The organism is Paenibacillus sp. HJGM_3 (assembly GCF_045062745.1).
Taxonomy (GTDB): Bacteria; Bacillota; Bacilli; order Paenibacillales; family NBRC-103111; genus Paenibacillus_AA.
In genome coordinates this window covers 429,977-447,103 of the sequence record NZ_JBJGED010000001.1, presented here as the reverse complement: position 1 = coordinate 447,103, position 17,127 = coordinate 429,977, and the positions used below count along the sequence as shown (strand labels likewise).

The following is a 17,127-nucleotide window of genomic DNA, read 5'->3' as shown; positions in this document are numbered from 1 at the left end:
CAATAAAGGAATTCATAATCTGATATAAAGTACATATGTGACATCTAATATTCTGAGGAGGAGTACGAGACATGATGGAGAACACGATTCAATTACCGGATGGGCGAGTTTTGGGATATGCAGAATACGGATGTCCGGACGGCACACCTGTTATTTTAATGGGCGGAACGCCTGGGGTACGCTTTGGCCCATTGATCTTCAGACTGGATCGGATGGTGAAGGAGGGGACTGCTCCGGCCATTCGATTGTTTGTTTTGGAAAGACCTGGTTATGGTCTCTCGGAGCCTCATCCCGGTCGGAAGATAGATCACGTTGTGGAGGATACGGCTTTTTTCGCAGATGCAATAGAATTAGAGCAATTCACGTTATTTGCCGGATCGGGAGGCGCCCCTTTTGCATTGGCATGCAGTCAACGCTTGCCTCACCGGATTACGAAAACTGCGATTTCAGCCGGAATAGGGCCGGTATTCTTGCCGGAGTTACGAAGGGGGGTAGACAAGCAAGATTTAGAATTTATTCAATCCGCGGTGGATACGCCTCAAATCATTATTTCTTATGCCGAGAAAGCATATAACGATCCATTTTCATTAATTGAACAAATTTTTGCCCATATGCCTGAAGAGAAGAGGAAGCAAATACCTGCCGCGGCCAAGGAAGCTCTTGTCCCGATGATCAAAGAAGGTACTAAAAGTCCGTACGGGATGCTGGATGATTATAGATGCTTCGGACAACCATGGAACGTCAAATTCGAAGATATTCGCGTTCCCGTTCGATTCTGGCACAGCGAAGCGGATCAATCCGTTCCTATTGCTCATGCCGAGTATTTGACGAACCTGATCCCGAACGCGAGCTTAAGACGATTCCAGGAGTTAGATCACCTAGCAACGTCACAAGCGGCCCTCCCCGAGGTACTTGCTTTCCTAGCCGAGTAGCATCCATCAGATCATACAGCCTCGATTCATGTCGAAAATGCTGCCTTGCGCCTGTCTGCATATTTCAGTAACATGAGAATCAAATGAGAGGGGGCAGGCGGCATGAAGAAAATCGAAGCGATTATCCGCCCGGAGAAGCTGCGGGAAGTCATCGAGGCGCTGCGCGACATTCAGGTGACGGGCTTCACGGTGACGCAGGTGCAGGGGCGCGGCCAGCAGAAGAATGCGACCGGCGTGTACCGGGGCAAGGCGTATACGGTCAATCTGCATTACAAGGTGAAGATGGAAATCGTCCTGTCGGACTACAAGGTCCAGGAGACGATCCAGACGATCATCAAGACCGCACAGACCGGCGAGATGGGCGACGGCAAAATTTTCGTCCTGCCGGTGCTGGAGATGTACAATGTACGGACGGGTCAAATCGACGAGACGATTGACGAGCTGCACACATAACAGAAGCTCGGAAGGGAAGGAGATCCGCTATTCGGGAGAATGGTGGATCTTTGTCGTATCAGGAGGGCGCAGCTTCGTGAAAGTCCCGTTCGCTGAACCGAGGTAAAGACCATCCTGGAGGGACGTCACCATCCCGTAGTCGGTCAAATAGGGCCGGATCGCTGCGCTGCCCAGAACCGCGTTGCCGAGCCGATGCTTAAGAGCCCCGGTAAGCCGGTCCAGCACGAACAGCTGCTCGTTCCCCGGCACCCATAGCTCGTCTCCCGCGACAAGCAGCTGCTTATCCCCGCCTGATTCCCCCCGTTCCATTTCCCCGACCGTGTATGGTGCCTGCCAGAGCAGGGTCCCGCTCTCTCGATCCACCGCCATCGGACGATCGTCCAGCAAGTAGTAGAGCGTGTCCCCCTGGATGACACCGTACGCTCCCCGGCCGTGCGCAACCCAGAGGAGTTTCTTGCGCTTCAGATCGTACAAGCCGGTCGTGAAGTCCCGCCCCTTCCAGTACACGGACGTATCCGACTTATGGATGAACATGTAGTCTTCGCCGACCGAGCTGTAATAATTGCCAGGCTCATAGGGAAGCACTGCGAGCGTGGCGCCGTTAGACAAGTCTAGGCTTGTGAAGCCTTCTTCGAGCAAAATCCAAAGCTTACGGTCGCTCTCCGACGGCTCCTGCAGGCGTCGCACATCTATGCCGGACAGCTCCATTCTGCGCAGAAGCTTGTTGTTCAGCGTCCAGTCCTTCACATGCGCATCCTTCACCCAGGCGACTTGTCCGGTAAGCGGATCATAGGCCTGAATGCGGCAGCTGCCGATGACTATGACATTAGGACCGGAGGATTCGTACAGCAGCTTCTCGTCATCGGAGAGCTTCTTCTCCCACAGCAGGTCCCCGGTTCGCTCATGCAGGACCTGGAAGGCATTGGCAGCTCCAGCCGAGGAATCCTGACGCTGCTCCACAACAACGACTCCATCGGCGCTCGCCATGCGGGAGACCGTTTGCGGCTTTTCCTGCCAACGCTGCTCCCATTCCACCGCCCCGGATTGGGCGTCCATCCATTGCAGCTTCGTCTCATACTCTTTGGTCGCCGGGTTGACCCAAGTGAGGATCGCCGCATGCCGCCCATCCGAAGAAGCCGAGAAGGCAACCCCGCCGAATTTGCCCGGCGCTTCCCACAGCTTCCGGCCCGTCTCGGCGTCAATGCCATACAGGGTAGAGTCGAAATGGGCGCCGCTGTACCCTCCGTCGTCCCCCAACACGAATAAGGATCCGCCCGCTCGCCCGACGAGATACGTGTACCGGAGGCCGCTCTGGAACGTCCAGTCGACTGCGTATTCGCGGGAAGGGAGGAGTGGCACGTCCGAATATAGGACTTCTCCCGATGTGCTGAGACCTGCCCGATAGACCGTCGTTCGCCCCCCGGAACGTTCGGGGTAGGCGAGAGTGAAGGCGAGTACTTGCCCCTCGGCGGACCAAGTAATATCCAATTGGTGCTCGGCATCCTCGTACCGCCAGCCTTCGTAGACTTCCGGGGAGTCGGCGTACCCGACACGCCTCACCGCATCCGGTGCAGCGAACCGGCTCCGCACCTGCTGTCGCGTATCCCCGAGAGCAAGCGTTGCATCCGCTCCTGCACGGGGGAATGCCGCTTGAAAGTGCGGTCGGCTTCGCTCCATCTCCTCGTTAACGCTCTCAGGGATCGGGTTAGGCGGCTCAAGTGCTGCTGCGTGAATCGCCGGTTCCGCCGGTTCGCTAGTCGCATCGGGCGCCTCGCCTCGACCCGGCTCGTACGTGACGAGTGTGATCCACGCCGCCATCCCGGTTATTATGAAGCTGGCCCATCTATTCCGCATCGTGTCCGCCTCCCGTTCATTTTCCTATTAGACGAACCGAATTGGAAAATGTTTCATTGGACGCAAAGTGGTATACTAGGAAAAAAGAAAGGGTGAGGCGTAGCATGAATGAGCGTCCGACAAAGGAAGAGTATGGCCTTTATTACGAGCAGTACATCAGCTTGGTTCCGGAGGGGGACATCCGGGAGCTGCTGGCGCAAGCGTTGGAGGAGAACACGGCCGTTTGGTCGGCCTTATCGGAGGAAAAGGGGCTGTTTAGGTATGCCTCGGGCAAATGGAGCGTGAAGGAGGTGCTCGGCCACCTCATCGACGGGGAGCGGATTATGAGCTACCGGCTGCTGCGTATCGGACGCGGAGACCCGACGATGCTGTCGGGCTTCGACCAGGACGCGTACGTCCAGGGTGCGGCCTTCGATGCGGTGCCGCTCGCTCAATTGGTGGAGGAGTACACGGTCGTGCGCCGAGCCACGCTGCTGCTGCTCAAGGGATTGCCGGAAGAAGCGTGGTCGCGGGCGGGCAGTGCCAACAACAGCGTGCTCACGACCCGGGCGTTGGCCTATATCATCGCGGGACACGAACGCCATCATATGCGCATCTTGAAAGAGCGCTATCTGGGGTAGACGCGCTGGGGTATCCTTGATAATCAAAATGAATGTAAGCCCAAGTTTTGAGGGCCAAAAAGACCTAGTGAAGAGAACGTCGTTCCGCTATTTGGTCTAAACCGCATTGATTTCGTAGTCAAGGGATACGACATTCCGCTATTCCTTTCAAAATGCACGGCTCTAGCCCTTTTGACCCGCAATAAGGGAACCTCGTTCCCACGAAGGGTTCCTTTCTCTGGTTTCCGGGAGAATAGCGGAATCTCGTTCCGATTCGGACGAACAAGAGGTTAGTCCATTCCGATAAAACAGCGGACGGAACCCCTCTGCCTGCCCGTCCCACGCGCCTAACTGAACGCCAACGCCAAGGACCGTCCGTAGGACGGTTTTTTTACTTGGCGGGGTTTCGCACCGGCTGGGTTTTCGCATGCTTGAGCAATTCCGAGACGGTGACGAACTCATATCCCCGTTTCTGCAGCTCCGGCAGGATGATTTCCAACGCCTGAATCGTCTGTGTGCGGGGGTGGACGTGATCGTGGAACAGCACGATGTCGCCGCTTCGGGCATTATGCAGCACCTTGCTGGTGATGCGGCTCACCCCGGGCAGCTTCCAGTCCCGCGTGTCCTGGTGCCAGGACCAGAGCACCGGCTTCAGCCCCGCCTTGTTCGAGACCTCTACGAGCAGATCGTTGTACGTGCCTCCGGGCGGACGGAACAGCACGGATCTCGTCTTGGTCGCCTGTTCGATCGCCTCTTCGGTGAGGGCTAGCTGCTGACGGATCTGTTCGGCGGAAGAGGCGTTGTTGAAGTAGATATGGTTGAACGTATGATTGCCCAGTTCATGACCTTCATCTACGACTCGCTTGGCCAGCTCGGGAAATGCCTGCACCCGTCTGCCGACGACGAAAAAGGTGCACTTGGCGTTGTACTTGCGCAGCAAGTCCAGAATGGCCGGCGTCTGCTCAGGGTCAGGGCCGTCGTCGAACGTTAGTGCCATGAGCTTCTGGTCCGTTTTCACTTCCCAGACGATTTCGCCGCGCTGCTCATAGTAGAACCGCTCTTTTTTGGCTGGAGCGGCGGCAGCGGAAGTGCTGGAGGCCGTGAGGAGGAGGGCTGCTGCGGCGGCTAGCCCTAGTTTGCTAATGTTCATCCCATCACCTTGTCCTATTTGTTAGATGTCCCGGGGTCCCCACAAAGTAATAGGAATAAACTCCAGCGGCCTGCTTCACTTTGTGGGGTTGCTTAGTATAGGGTCTCCTTTTTCCATAGCATTATTCTCCTCATCTTCCTTGATCAAGAAGGACATAATGTAGGGGAATGCGGGCGGAAGGAGGGAGCAGGATGTCACGGGATCAAGCGAACAACAGCGGGAAAAAGTCACTGCCGGGCAACAACCGGGACTCGGAAGTGGCCGGATCCAAAAAGAAGCGCTCGAACAAATCTTGACCTTGTGCTACAATAAATGCCAGGTTCCAATGATTCGGAAGGAAAGTAGGTGACTTAGAGATGTGCAGTCAACTGGAGTATCTGGTCGAAATCGTACGGACGATCAAATTCACGGATGTGCGGAACGGGATCAGTCTGTCTATGGACGGATATTCGGATCAGCACATCCTTAAGCCACTTGGAGAGCGATAGGGCCGTTAGTACCCCGATTGCGACTCATCCCGGCTGTGGAGTGCTGCTCCACGGCTTTTTATTTTGTATGGGAAAAGGATGAGGATCGTGGGTAGGGATCGGTTAGCGGCCAACGTGCCTTTATTTTATGTATATTATTTTCTGAATTCATTCATCTTGGACCGGGCGATCTGGATGCTGTTCCTCGTGTCGAGAGGCTTCTCGCTGACGGAGATTGCCTTGATCGAATCGGCGTATCATTTGACCGGCTTCTTGTTGGAGGTGCCTACGGGGTACGTAGCGGATCGCTTCGGCAAGCGCATCAGCCTCCTGACAGCCCAAGTGATCGGCGCCTTGTCCTCGGCTATGCTGATCGCGGGGCATGGTTCCGTAGCGGTGGCCGGCTTCATGATCGGAGCGGCGGCCGGCACATTCCAGTCCGGAGCGACGAGCGCGATGGTCTATGAAACGCTAAAGCGGCTGGGCCGGGAGGAGTCGTTTAAGCGCGTCAATTCGCAGCTGTCGGGGATTATGCTTGCCACGCTCGGATTAAGCGGCATCGCAGGCGGGGGGCTGTCGGATATCGATTGGGCCTGGGTGTACGGCGGCAAAATCGCGCTGAACTTGCTTACCTTCGGAATCGTATACCTGATGGTCGAGCCGCCTGAGGATCAGGGGCTGGAGGGAGAGTCTGCGGGAGCCCGCTACTCTTTCTGGAGACAGCTTGGAGAGGGGTATGCCTTCGCGCGAACCAGCCCGGCCTTCCTGGCTCTCTGTACGTATGGGGCGGTCTTGTATGCGATGTCCTGGTCGATTGCGTTCTACAGCCAAGTGCTGTTCCAGCAGTTCGGAATGAACAATCGGGCGATCGGTGTCGTCAATGGAGTCGAGACATGGCTGTCCGCGGGGATTGCGGCGGCTGCCTTCCTGGGGGAGCGCCGTCTGGGCAAACGCGGGTCGATCTGGACGGCCGGCATCGGCTTCTCGGTCTGCTTGCTGCTATTCGCGACCTCGGACGGACCTACCGCGGGGATTGCGGCTTTCTTGCTCATGGCGGTGTTCATCAGCTATCTGGAGCCGCTCTTGGAAGCGTATCTGAACGAGCTGCTGCCGACGGGGATCCGCGCCACGATGCTCTCCGTGTTCAGCATGATGATCTCGACGGGCATGATGGCGACGTTCTCGGTGCTCGGGTATTTGGCGGACCGGTCGGATTTGGCCACGGCGCTTGGGCATGTCATGCTCGTATGGGGGTCGCTCTGTCTCGCCTCCCTTGTCTGGGCATCGCGAAGATTAAGGAAAAGCTGATGGGAGCTGAAGACTATGCAAGCGGATCGACTGTTGTATCGCCGTTTCGGCGAACCGCGGGACGTGCTGGAGCTGGAGCGCCGGACTCTGCCCGCCCCCCAGGCGAGGGAGCTGCTGGTGCGGCTGGCGGCCCGCCCGATCAATCCGTCCGATCTCATCCCGATCCGGGGCGCGTATGCCCACCGGATTCCTCTGCCGGGTGTACCTGGGTACGAAGGGGTGGGCTATGTCGAGGCGGTCGGGCCAGGGGTCCCGGCCTCGTGGCTCGGCAAGCGAGTGCTGCCGCTGCGGGGAGAAGGGACGTGGCAGCAGCTCGCCGTCGCTCCGGCGGAGTGGGCGGTGGAGGTGCCGGACTCCCTCGACGACGATACGGCCGCTCAGCTGTACATCAACCCCGTCACCGCCATCCTGCTGTGCACCGAGATCGCGCCGAGCCGTCCCGGGGATTGGTGGGTGGTGAACGCCGGCGGATCCGCTATCGGCAGGGTTCTCGCCCAGCTGTCGCGCGTGTTGGGCTTCCGGCTGATCGCGGTGACGCGCAGCGGGGCCCATACGGCATCGCTCCTTGCCCTGGGGGCGGAGCATGTGCTCGACGCCTTTGACGCGGCCTTGGGGCCGCTCCCGGAGCGGGTGCAGGAGTTGACGGGCGGCCGAGGTGCCGCCGTCGCCATCGACAGCGTAGGCGGCCCGGCCGGCCTCGAGCTGCTCGCCTGTACGCGGCCCGGCGGGATGATGCTCGGCATCGGTCTGTTGTCCGGGACGCCGCTGAACCTGTCCGCCGCGGCCGCCCAGGCGGACGTGCGGTTCGGGCTGTTCCACCTGCGCCACTGGCTGCAGGACGTCACGCCCGCGGGATGGCACGCCGCTTTCGAGCGTATCGTCGGTCTGTTGGACGCAGGTCAGCTCCGGCTGTCGCCGATCGCGGGCCGTTATCCGCTGGAGGCGTACCGGGAAGCGATCGAGGCGGCGGAACGGAGCGGCGGCGCGGGGAAAATCCTTCTCGTCTGAACAGCGGGAGTAGGGATATCTCCGTGTTCCGTCGAATAAGACTGTGAGAGCGATAATCCTACTATCCGGAGGAGGGTTCTTCCTATGGCCAACTTATTCAGCGGCTTATTCGGCAATTATTCCGACGTATCGAACGAAGAGCTTCAAGGCAAATACGGCATCTATCTGATGCCGACCGAGACGATTCAGATGGGGTTCAAGCTCGTCAGGGACACGTTCATCGTGACTAACGAACGGCTCATCTTCATCGATCATCAGGGCGTGACGGGCAGCAAAACCCGCGTCGCGTCCATCTCGCTCGACTCGATCTACGAAGTGAGCTTGGAAACCGCCGGGACGGGATTCGACGACAGCCAGCTCGACATCCACTACATCACGTCGCCGTATTACAAGTCGAACAATGTGCAAGTCGCTTCCCACAAGTTCGAGTTCGGCAAAAAATTCAACGTGCAGCCGCTGTACGTCGCGTTAATCACGCTTGCGCACGAGAACCAGAAACGGATTAACGGGTAAAAGGCTAAACAAAAAAGGGATCCGGTACGAGAGGCAACTCTCATCGGGTCCCTTTTTTTGCTATTCTAGCGTAAATCCTTTGAAATCCACTCGCATCGACACTCCGCTGCACCCCTCCAGCTTGTACAACCCCATATCCAGCTCGCCCAGCAGCGTCTCGGGACCGGTCAGCGTCCGCGCCTTACCGTTGATTCGGACGTACGTATCCGGACTGTCATGCTTGTAGGCTCGGAGCACGAGCGGATGCTTGGCCAGCACGAATACCCAGGCCGACAGGATCGGGCGATCCTCCGCCTCCTCCAGGGTATGATCCACGTACACCTTGAACGAATCGGCCGGCTTCTCGGGCAAAGTCAGCCAATCCTCGGGCACGCTCCGGAATAAATGCTGGCTGGACAAATCCAGCTTCGTGAAGCTGTCGGCCACGACCGTGCGAGGCACGATGTGAGCGAACAGCAGCTCCGCTTCGAACTGATGGCCGATATCCCCGAAGTGCAGCCGGTCCGAAATAATGTGCTTCGCGCTGTGGGACGAATACAAGAGAAACTGCTCGGTGTAGCGGTTCACGTCGATGAGCTGCAGGCCGTATTCGACCGCCAGCTCCCGCTTCACTTCGTTTGCGATCGAGTCGATGTGCCCGCTAGTCCGCATCGGGTAATCCTGCACGTATTGCGTCCATACGCCGGGCTCCAGCGTAGCCTGGGTTGTCAGCAGGAAGGGCTGGATCCCTTGAGCGTAACACCACTCGATGAGATGGGTAATGTTTGCTTTGAAGCCGAGCCGGTACGCCTTCTCGTTTTCGTACCCGAGCCGGTCGTTGATGCCGAAGCCGATGCCCATCATCTTGACGTCGCAGTACGGGGACTCTGGCCCGAATACGTCGTCGATCACCGTGACCGCCCAGCTCGACACTTGTCCGCTGAACCCGGCGTTGTAGACGCGCAACTGCGTATTGTCTGCGGCCTCTCTCAGCAGGCGCTCCAGCTTTCGGCTGAACGCGTTCGGGGACACGTTGTCCGCGCCGATCGTATTGCGGACCCACCCGGTCGTATTGGCCCCGTCAATCGTGCTGTCGCCGAAAAAGGCGATCGGAAATTTGCCGCCCGCGAGCCATTCCGTCCAGGCGTCGTTAAACGTATACAGCGGCCTCGGCCGCGGGTTGTCTGCATGTGTCTCCACAAATCCACACCTCCGCAATAGGCATTCGACATGTTGAAGGCGGATTCCTACCGACGGACTGTTCGGCGGCCTCATGCATGATCCAATCCTGCTTAACGGTCCTCCCAGCTCTTTCAGCCGGAATATCGTCCATTTTTCCGATAACTGCAGAGATCATCCAAGCATTCCTATCAGAAGTTCATAACATATATCAATCTAATAATAATAGGGAAGTGATGGAATGCTGCATTGGAGGAATAAATATTCGATTACAATTCTAGGCAGCTGCGGAGGTGTTGCCAAGGCGATCTTAGCCATCCTTAATCAATCGGTTCAAGATATAAACGACCCCTTATACTCCATATTGAAAAAATCAAAGCTCCATCTAATTGATAAAAAACAAAAGGATCCCAGTTACTACATCCATTTATTCCCTCACCTGTACGATAAAATAAAGCTTTATCAGCTGGATCTCAAAGATGTCAATGAATTCCGTGAGCATCTGATCCAGACAAAAACAAAGATCGTTATTGATGTTTCATGGGCGGATACCATTGAAATGCTCAGCTGTTGCAACGATTTAGGCGTATTCTATATCAACTCGGCGTTAGAGAATACCCAGGTGGACGAGGATGAAAGCCTGTACGGTTTCCCTCTCACGGAACGGTATATCCGATTTGAAGCGAAAAAAAATCAATTTACAAATACGACGGCCATCGTATGCTCCGGTATGAATCCAGGTGTCGTACAATGGATGGCGATTAAATTAATGAATGAAAATCCGGACCAAAAGCCATTAGCCTGTTACATCGTAGAGCATGACAACTCTTTTTTCGCCGATAAAAAAATCATAGAACCGTATACCATTTACGCATCATGGTCCGTTGAATGCTTCCTTGATGAGGCTATTTTAAGCTTTCCGATGTTTGTCAACCATCATTTGCCGCATTACCTCTATGAGGAAGTTTATGCTTTGGAATATAAAGTAAGGCTGGATGAGAAGCAATTTTATGGTTGTCTCATGCCTCATGAAGAAGTCATTACTTTAGGTGAATTATTTGATATGGAAATCGGATTTATTTACCGGGTAAATGAATATACTACGGAATTGATTCGAAATAACCTGGGTAACGTGGATGACTTATGGCACTGGAATCAGAAGATCATTGATCCTGCCGAAGGAGAGGTTGAAGGGGAAGATCTGGTCGGCGTGCTCCTAGTGTATAACGATCATGAAAAATATATTTATAACACGATGAAAAGCAGCGATATCTTCCCGAAATACGCAACGAATGCTACCTACTTCCAGGTTGCCTGCGGTATTTATGCCGGATTGGCAAGTCTAGTCTTGGATGATCTTCCTTTGGGCGTCTATTATGTCGATAAGCTTTTGTTAGACACCGAAAGCAAGTATGGGGAGTATGTTACTTATCATATGAGAGAATTTGTAACCGGCATGAACGGGACTTCGGACGGATTGCTGCATCAACGAATCAAATGGATACAAGAATAAGCTGCCTAAGCTAATCATGAACGTATGATTAGCTTTTTTGGTGAACAAAACGCTGAAGGAGACACCCAATCCCCCGACTGTCTCCTGATCTCGCATATTCAATTCAAAGGGATCATTTCAAAACGCATCATTAACGATATCCAGCAGCGCCGTGTTGCGGTCGGTTTGAATTTTCCCTTTTTGATGGCGGTTGACAAAATAATACGGCATGTGAAACATATCCTTCAGCTTTTCGGGAGTCAGGTATTGCGTCGAGACCAGCATCCGCAAGCTGTCAGCCTGTACAGAGAACAGTGTGGCCAGACAGAAGCCCCAGTCCTCGCCGTCCTCCAGCACGAAATTGTGGTATGGAAGCACATGGAATCCAGCCTTTTTGAGGGTCTCCTGTATGCTCCAGAAATACTCGGGCATCCAGGAGGAGGTGGAGCAGGCTACGCTGATTGCACCGTTCGGCTCCAATCGTTCTTTTAAGAGACCGTAGAACTCCCAGCTGAAGAGACGGGAAAGCTGGGGACAACCGTTTGTAGGCTCCGGAATATCGATAATAATGACGTCCCACTTGGCAGGCGCCCTCTCGACAAAGCTTCTGCCGTCTTCGATGACGGTCTTCACTTTAGGGTGATTTAAGGAACCCTTATTAAATTTGACCAAGGCGTCCAGATTTTTACCAAAATCCAGCATCACATCGTCGACATCGACGGTGGTTATTTCCTCCACCTCCGAATAACGAAGCGCTTCACGGGTCGTCACGCCGCCGCCGCCGCCGATGATCAGAATCTTCTTCCGCTTACCTGCCGCAGCCATCGGAATGTGAACCATCACCTCGGCATACATATGTTCATCTTCCGTTGTACTGAACATGACGTCGCCATTTCCGTAAATCCACATTTCCCCGCGATAATCAACAAGGGCGATCCGCTGGTTAGGCGTTTTCATTTTACGCAGTATCCGATATTTTCCTTCAGGCGCCTGGTCCTCGTTGATATAATCCCTGACCGAGCCGGAGCCTAAATATCTCCAATAAATCAAGTACAATCCTTCGATGGACAAAACGAGTCCGGCACCAACGGCCATCCATATCCATTGACTCATATCGTCACTCCTTTCTGTGAGCTGGAATCTCCTATGCTTGCAGCATATGCAATATAATATGTACGATTAGTAGAACGGAATAGCTTGTTGCCTAATGATCATTCCCATTTTCGCGTCCCCCTTCTGTTTTCTCGAGATCCGTGCTCATACAGATGATGAAAAGAAGAACGAAAGAGGGTTCTTGCAGACTCTCATCGCTCCTTCATGTAAGCCGACGGCGTGGCGGCATAGATCCGCTTGAATGTACGCTGGAAGTAGGACACGTCGCGGTAGCCCAGCATTTCGGAGATCTCCGCCACGGTCAAGAGCGAATCGCGCAGCAGGAACACGGCCGACTTCATGCGGACGGCGTGGACGTACTCGCTGATCGTTTGCCCCGTGATCCGGCGGAAGACGGTGGCCGCGTAGTTGGGGCTTCTACCTATGCAAGCGCCGAGCTCCTCCTTGGTGATTTTCGATCGGTAATGCTCCTGGATGTAGGCTTTCATCCGCTCGGCGAGCCGCGTCAGGTCGGAGGAGGCCGGTGCCCCGTCCAGCTCGCGGTTCCAGAGGGCGAACAGCTCCAGGACGATCGCCTGTCCCCGCACGGCCGCATAGGCCTCCTGGTCCGTCCACTCCGAAAAGCACCTGCGGATGCGCTCGAGCATGTAGTCGTACAAGCCCGTTTTGGCCTTGACCCAGCGCTTGCTCTGCAGGAGCGGCAGGGCCCCGGCTGCCGACGCCTCGAATCTCCCCGGATCTGCCGGTTCCATTTTCACTACGGCGACGTACTTCTCGTGTACGACGGTCGGGATGCTTTTGCCGTAATAAGATGTATTCGGGGGGATGAGGAGCAGATCGCCTTTCTCCGCGATGACTTTCTCGTGTTCGATCCAATACACGCACTTCCCGTAGCTGACCAAGACGAGCAGCGCTTGCGGGACGCCTGCCGGCCGTTCCTCGAACCATTCGACACCTTGATCCATCCTCAGATTTACGAGTGAGAGCATCGCTGTCTTCCCCTCCTTGTTGATCGTACTGCATTGCATGTACAGTACTATAGTTCATTTTCGCGCGTCTTCATCCGAATTACAATAGGAGCGACTAGAATCCGGAAGGAACGATACGCGATGCTCAAAACGAAAATTGTATGTACGATGGGCCCGGCCTGCGATTCGGTGGACGTGTTGAAAGAAATGATCCGCGCCGGCATGAACGTGGCTCGGATCAATATGGCGCACGGCGAGCTGGAGGACCACCTGGGACGGATGAACCGGGTGCGGCAGGCGGCGCAGGAGACGGGAGCCGTGATCCCGATCATGATGGACATCAAGGGGCCGGAAGTCCGGATCGGCAAGCTGCAGGAACCGTCCTATATGCTGCAGGCGGGGGAACGGCTCATCCTGACCGTGGAGGACATGCCCGGCAACGCCGAACGCATCTCGGTCAACTATGCGGAGCTGCCGCTCGTCGTTCAGCCGGGCAACCGGATCTTGATCGACGACGGGTTGATCGAGCTGGTGGTGGAGAACGTCACGAAGACGGAGGTGCATGGCCGCATCGTGAACGGCGGCCTGATCAAGCCGCGGAAAGGAGTCAATCTCCCCGGCGTTCGCACTACATTGCCGGGTGTGACCGAGCGGGACATTCGCCATATCGCTTTCGGAGTGGAGCACCGGATCGATATGATCGCCTTGTCGTTCGTCCGTTGCGCGGAGGATGTCATGATGGTCCGGCAGCTGCTCGAGGAGCAAGGTTGCGGGCATGTGCAGCTCATCTCCAAGATCGAGAACATGGAGGGAGTGGACAACCTCGATACGATCATCGAAGCATCGGACGGCATCATGGTCGCCCGCGGCGATCTGGGGGTCGAGGTTCCGGTAGAGGATGTGCCGATTATCCAGAAAACGATGATCGAGAAATGCAACCGTGCCGGGAAGCCGGTCATCGTCGCCACCCATATGCTCGATTCGATGCAGATTAACCCGAGGCCGACGCGGGCGGAGGCGAGCGACGTGGCCAATTCCGTCCTGCAAGGCACCGACGCGATCATGCTGTCCGGCGAGACGGCGGCCGGGAAATACCCGATCGAGTCCGTGCGGACGATGTCCTCCATCGCCCGCAAGGCGGAATCGCTGTTCCTGGAACGGCAGCAGCCTCAATATGTTCAGGGTCAGACGGTCACCGAGGTGATCAGCCAAGCTGCCGTGAACGCTTCGTTGGCCCTGGACGCCAGCGCCATTCTGACCCCGACCGAGAGCGGCTTCACCGCGCGCATGGTGGCCAAGCATAGGCCGAAGGCGCCGATCGTAGCCATCACCCAGCACGAGCATGTGCTCAGCCGGCTCTGTCTCGTCTGGGGCGTGTACCCGGTGAAGGGCCTCGCCTCCGAGTCTACGGATGCCCTGTTCCGGTCGGCGGTGCAGAGCGGGATGACGGCGGGACTGATTCGCGAGGGCGACTATGCCGTCATTACGGCGGGTGTCCCGATGGGGAGAACGGGAGCGACGAATCTGATCAAAGTTCAACAGGTGTAACGTGTGAACAGGAAATTTGGGTTGAATGCTTCGGGCGGGTATGGTATGTTACTGGAAATCATTCACTGCGAGAGGAGCGACAGCCATGCCCGACATGCCCGAAACGCCTGATATCCCCGAAATATCCGACACGCTGCCTGGATCCGATTCCGGTTATCCTGTCCGCCCAATCTTGCTTCATGTGCCTGAGCAGTTCGAAAGCGAGAGGCTTATCATCCGCGCCCCGCAGTGGGGGGATGGGGCGATGGTGAACGAGGCGATTCGGGAAAGCCTGGACGAGCTGCGCCCTTGGATGCCCTGGGCCGAGCGGGCTCCCGCGCCGGAGGAGACCGAGGCGAATATCCGGGAATCTCGCCTTCATTTCCTCGAGCGATCCGACCTGCGTCTCCTGCTCGTGTCGAAGGTATCCGGGCGGCTCATCGGCAGCAGCGGGCTGCACCGGATCGATTGGGAAGCCCGCAAGTTCGAGATCGGCTACTGGCTGCGTACCTCCGCTGCCGGACAAGGCTATATGACGGAGGCGGTGGAGGCGATCGAGGCTTATGCGATTCGCGAGCTGCAGGCGAACCGGGTGGAAATCCGCTGCGATGCGCGGAACGTCAAGAGCGCCAAAGTCGCGGAACGGTGCGGCTTTACGCTGGAGGGCGTCCTGAGGCAAGAGAAGCGCGGTGCGGACGGCTCCCTGCGGGACACGATGATTTTCGCCAAAGTACGGGGAGTGGAATTCGAGTAGAGATGAGGAGGGAAGCGGGATGGAGGATCGGAACGGTCGCGCCGCGGCTGCGGATGTCGAGGCGATCGCGCTGGAAGTAACGGAGGAGCTGCGCAAGGCGATGCGCAAGTTTCCGCCGTTCCACTCGGCGCATGAAGGGTATGCGGTGTTGCTGGAAGAAGTCGACGAGGCGTGGGATGCGATCAAGCGAAACGATCTCGTGCACGCCCGGGCCGAGATGATTCAGGTTGCAGCGATGGCGCTGCGGTTTATTCACGATTTGACCCCGGACGGGGACCGATAGGGAGGAGATGGCCGAATGTCGCATGCTGCTCAAGCGCAGGCTTTGCCGCGCGGCTTGCCGGAGGCGAACGGGATACCGTCCGCTGCGGTAAGGGAATTTTTGAAAGCGGTTAACTCAGCGGAATTAGGGCTACATAGCTTCATGCTGCTGCGCCATGGCCAAGTGGTCGCCGAAGGCTGGTGGTCGCCTTATGGTCCAGAGCGGCCGCACATGATGTTTTCACTCAGCAAAAGCTTCACCTCGACAGCCGTCGGCCTTGCGGCAGCGGAAGGACTGTTGTCTGTGGACGATCCGGTCGTCTCCTTTTTCCCGGACAAGGTCGTCAGGAACGATGCCAAGCTGCAGGCGATGCGTGTCCGGCACCTGCTGTCCATGGGATCCGGTCACGGGGCCGAGTCGCTGGTTGGAGACGGACGGGGGAAGACGGACGATTGGGTCCAGCACATCCTGGACCAGCCGGTCGTATATGAGCCGGGGACACGGTTCGTCTACAATAGCGGCGCGACCTACATGCTGTCGGCCATCGTCCAGCGGGTAACCGGGCAAACGGTTCACGAATATTTGATGCCCAGGCTGTTCCAGCCGCTCGGCATCGAGGGCAGCGCCTGGGAAACGTGCCCCCGCGGCATCAGCACCGGGGGCTGGGGATTGTGGCTCAAGACGGAGGATATCGCGAAATTCGGGCAGCTGTATCTGCAGAGGGGGATCTGGAAGGGCGAGCGGCTTATTCCCGGAACGTGGATCGAACAAGCGACGTCCGCTCAGATCGCGAACTCGAGTGTGAACCCGGACTGGAGTCAAGGGTATGGGTACCAGTTCTGGCGGTGCCTCCATGGCGCTTATCGGGGCGACGGGGCGTTCGGGCAATTTTGCGTCGTGCTGCCTGAGCAGGATGCGGTTGTGGCGATCACCGCAGGCTCACGGCAGCTGCAGGGCATATTGGATCAAGTATGGGCGCATCTGCTGCCGGCGATGGGGAATCAGTCTTTGTCGGCAGATGCAGCCGCGTATGAGGAACTTACGGCTGAGCTGCATTCCCTGTCGTTCCCGCCGATTCTATCGGAAGCGACGTCGGATGTAGTGGGGCATGTCTCGGGCAGGCGGTATTCTCTGAAGGACAATGACCGCGGGATCAGGACCGTCTCCTGGGAATGGGAAGCCGATGTATGTGTGTTCACGCTGCAGATCGGGGAGAGAGTAATTCTCGTACGCTTAGGAGTCGGGCAATGGGTGGAAGGCCTCGTGCACTTTGAGGGGGAGCCGCTTCGGGCTGCAGCGAGCTGCGGATGGTCCGCGCCCGACACGTTCGTCATGAGCATGAGGCTGGTGGAGACGCCTTTCTCCGACACGTTCACGTGCCGATTCTCGGGCGACGGGGTGCGGATTCAGTGGGAATTCACACGGTTCGGAGCGCAATCGACGTTAGAACTCGAGGGGATGCGCGTGTCGGATTAGTTCTCGCGAGATAGATAATATTTTTGTTTCATGTTAGATAACCTGACATAATCCGTTGACGAACCTTCCCACCGTCCCTATAATAGGGCGAAA

At 56.6% G+C, this 17,127-nt stretch carries 16 protein-coding genes; 11 read left to right on the top strand and 5 right to left on the bottom strand.

The annotated features are described in order from the left end of the window. Positions 1 to 71 precede the first annotated feature (71 nt). Positions 72 to 932 (top strand): alpha/beta fold hydrolase, encoded by an 861-nt coding sequence (locus tag ACI5FR_RS01945; RefSeq protein WP_405449569.1) that lies wholly within the window; start codon positions 72 to 74, stop codon positions 930 to 932. 102 nt (positions 933 to 1,034) lie between these two features. Further along, positions 1,035 to 1,385, top strand: coding sequence for a P-II family nitrogen regulator (locus tag ACI5FR_RS01940; protein ID WP_405449567.1), 351 nt, complete (start codon positions 1,035 to 1,037; stop codon positions 1,383 to 1,385). Between the two features lie 27 nt (positions 1,386 to 1,412). On the opposite strand, the gene ACI5FR_RS01935 is transcribed toward ACI5FR_RS01940, so the two are convergent. Next, positions 1,413 to 3,239 (bottom strand): outer membrane protein assembly factor BamB family protein, encoded by a 1,827-nt coding sequence (locus ACI5FR_RS01935; protein WP_405449565.1) that lies wholly within the window; start codon positions 3,237 to 3,239, stop codon positions 1,413 to 1,415. A 104-nt stretch (positions 3,240 to 3,343) separates the two neighbouring features. Here ACI5FR_RS01935 and ACI5FR_RS01930 point away from each other — a divergent pair, with 104 nt between their 5' ends. Next, a complete protein-coding gene (locus ACI5FR_RS01930) occupies positions 3,344 to 3,859 on the top strand; it encodes a DinB family protein (RefSeq protein ID WP_405449562.1) in 516 nt (171 codons plus the stop codon). A 370-nt stretch (positions 3,860 to 4,229) separates the two neighbouring features. On the opposite strand, the gene ACI5FR_RS01925 is transcribed toward ACI5FR_RS01930, so the two are convergent. Then, on the bottom strand, positions 4,230 to 4,988 hold the full coding sequence (locus ACI5FR_RS01925) for a polysaccharide deacetylase family protein (RefSeq protein ID WP_405449560.1): 759 nt from the start codon (positions 4,986 to 4,988) through the stop codon (positions 4,230 to 4,232). 575 nt (positions 4,989 to 5,563) lie between these two features. Between ACI5FR_RS01925 and ACI5FR_RS01920 the strand changes: the two genes are divergently transcribed. The 3 genes from ACI5FR_RS01920 (at position 5,564) to ACI5FR_RS01910 (ending at position 8,284) form a co-directional block, all read left to right on the top strand. Next, positions 5,564 to 6,763 carry an MFS transporter gene (locus ACI5FR_RS01920; protein WP_405449557.1) on the top strand — a complete coding sequence of 400 codons (1,200 nt, stop codon included), beginning with the start codon at positions 5,564 to 5,566 and terminating at the stop codon, positions 6,761 to 6,763. 15 nt (positions 6,764 to 6,778) lie between these two features. Further along, positions 6,779 to 7,771, top strand: coding sequence for a zinc-dependent alcohol dehydrogenase family protein (locus ACI5FR_RS01915; protein ID WP_405449554.1), 993 nt, complete (start codon positions 6,779 to 6,781; stop codon positions 7,769 to 7,771). A gap of 84 nt (positions 7,772 to 7,855) precedes the next feature. Next, entirely contained in the window at positions 7,856 to 8,284 is a 429-nt protein-coding gene (locus ACI5FR_RS01910; protein WP_405449551.1) for a PH domain-containing protein, read from the top strand. Positions 8,285 to 8,344: 60 nt separating this feature from the next. Here the strand turns inward: ACI5FR_RS01910 and ACI5FR_RS01905 are convergent, their stop codons facing one another. Further along, positions 8,345 to 9,463, bottom strand: a complete 1,119-nt coding sequence (locus tag ACI5FR_RS01905; RefSeq protein ID WP_405449549.1) for an SGNH/GDSL hydrolase family protein — start codon at positions 9,461 to 9,463, stop codon at positions 8,345 to 8,347. Positions 9,464 to 9,683: 220 nt separating this feature from the next. Between ACI5FR_RS01905 and ACI5FR_RS01900 the strand changes: the two genes are divergently transcribed. After that, the gene (locus ACI5FR_RS01900; RefSeq protein WP_405449547.1) at positions 9,684 to 10,955 is read left to right on the top strand and encodes an S-adenosylmethionine decarboxylase related protein; all 1,272 of its coding nucleotides are present in this window, start codon (positions 9,684 to 9,686) and stop codon (positions 10,953 to 10,955) included. Between the two features lie 117 nt (positions 10,956 to 11,072). On the opposite strand, the gene ACI5FR_RS01895 is transcribed toward ACI5FR_RS01900, so the two are convergent. Together ACI5FR_RS01895 and ACI5FR_RS01890 are read right to left on the bottom strand one after the other, a co-directional pair. Further along, positions 11,073 to 12,047, bottom strand: coding sequence for a spermine/spermidine synthase domain-containing protein (locus ACI5FR_RS01895; protein ID WP_405449545.1), 975 nt, complete (start codon positions 12,045 to 12,047; stop codon positions 11,073 to 11,075). A 191-nt stretch (positions 12,048 to 12,238) separates the two neighbouring features. Further along, positions 12,239 to 13,036 carry an AraC family transcriptional regulator gene (locus tag ACI5FR_RS01890; RefSeq protein WP_405449542.1) on the bottom strand — a complete coding sequence of 266 codons (798 nt, stop codon included), beginning with the start codon at positions 13,034 to 13,036 and terminating at the stop codon, positions 12,239 to 12,241. Between the two features lie 120 nt (positions 13,037 to 13,156). On the opposite strand from ACI5FR_RS01890, the gene pyk reads away from it, so the two are divergent. The 4 genes from pyk (at position 13,157) to ACI5FR_RS01870 (ending at position 17,034) form a co-directional block, all read left to right on the top strand. Further along, on the top strand, positions 13,157 to 14,563 hold the full coding sequence (gene pyk, locus ACI5FR_RS01885) for a pyruvate kinase (RefSeq protein ID WP_405449540.1): 1,407 nt from the start codon (positions 13,157 to 13,159) through the stop codon (positions 14,561 to 14,563). Positions 14,564 to 14,648: 85 nt separating this feature from the next. Then, on the top strand, positions 14,649 to 15,296 hold the full coding sequence (locus tag ACI5FR_RS01880) for a GNAT family N-acetyltransferase (protein WP_405449537.1): 648 nt from the start codon (positions 14,649 to 14,651) through the stop codon (positions 15,294 to 15,296). Positions 15,297 to 15,315: 19 nt separating this feature from the next. Further along, complete coding sequence (locus tag ACI5FR_RS01875; RefSeq protein ID WP_405449535.1) at positions 15,316 to 15,579, top strand: hypothetical protein; 264 nt, start codon at positions 15,316 to 15,318, stop codon at positions 15,577 to 15,579. 15 nt (positions 15,580 to 15,594) lie between these two features. Continuing rightward, positions 15,595 to 17,034 (top strand): serine hydrolase domain-containing protein, encoded by a 1,440-nt coding sequence (locus ACI5FR_RS01870; RefSeq protein ID WP_405449533.1) that lies wholly within the window; start codon positions 15,595 to 15,597, stop codon positions 17,032 to 17,034. Positions 17,035 to 17,127: the final 93 nt, after the last annotated feature.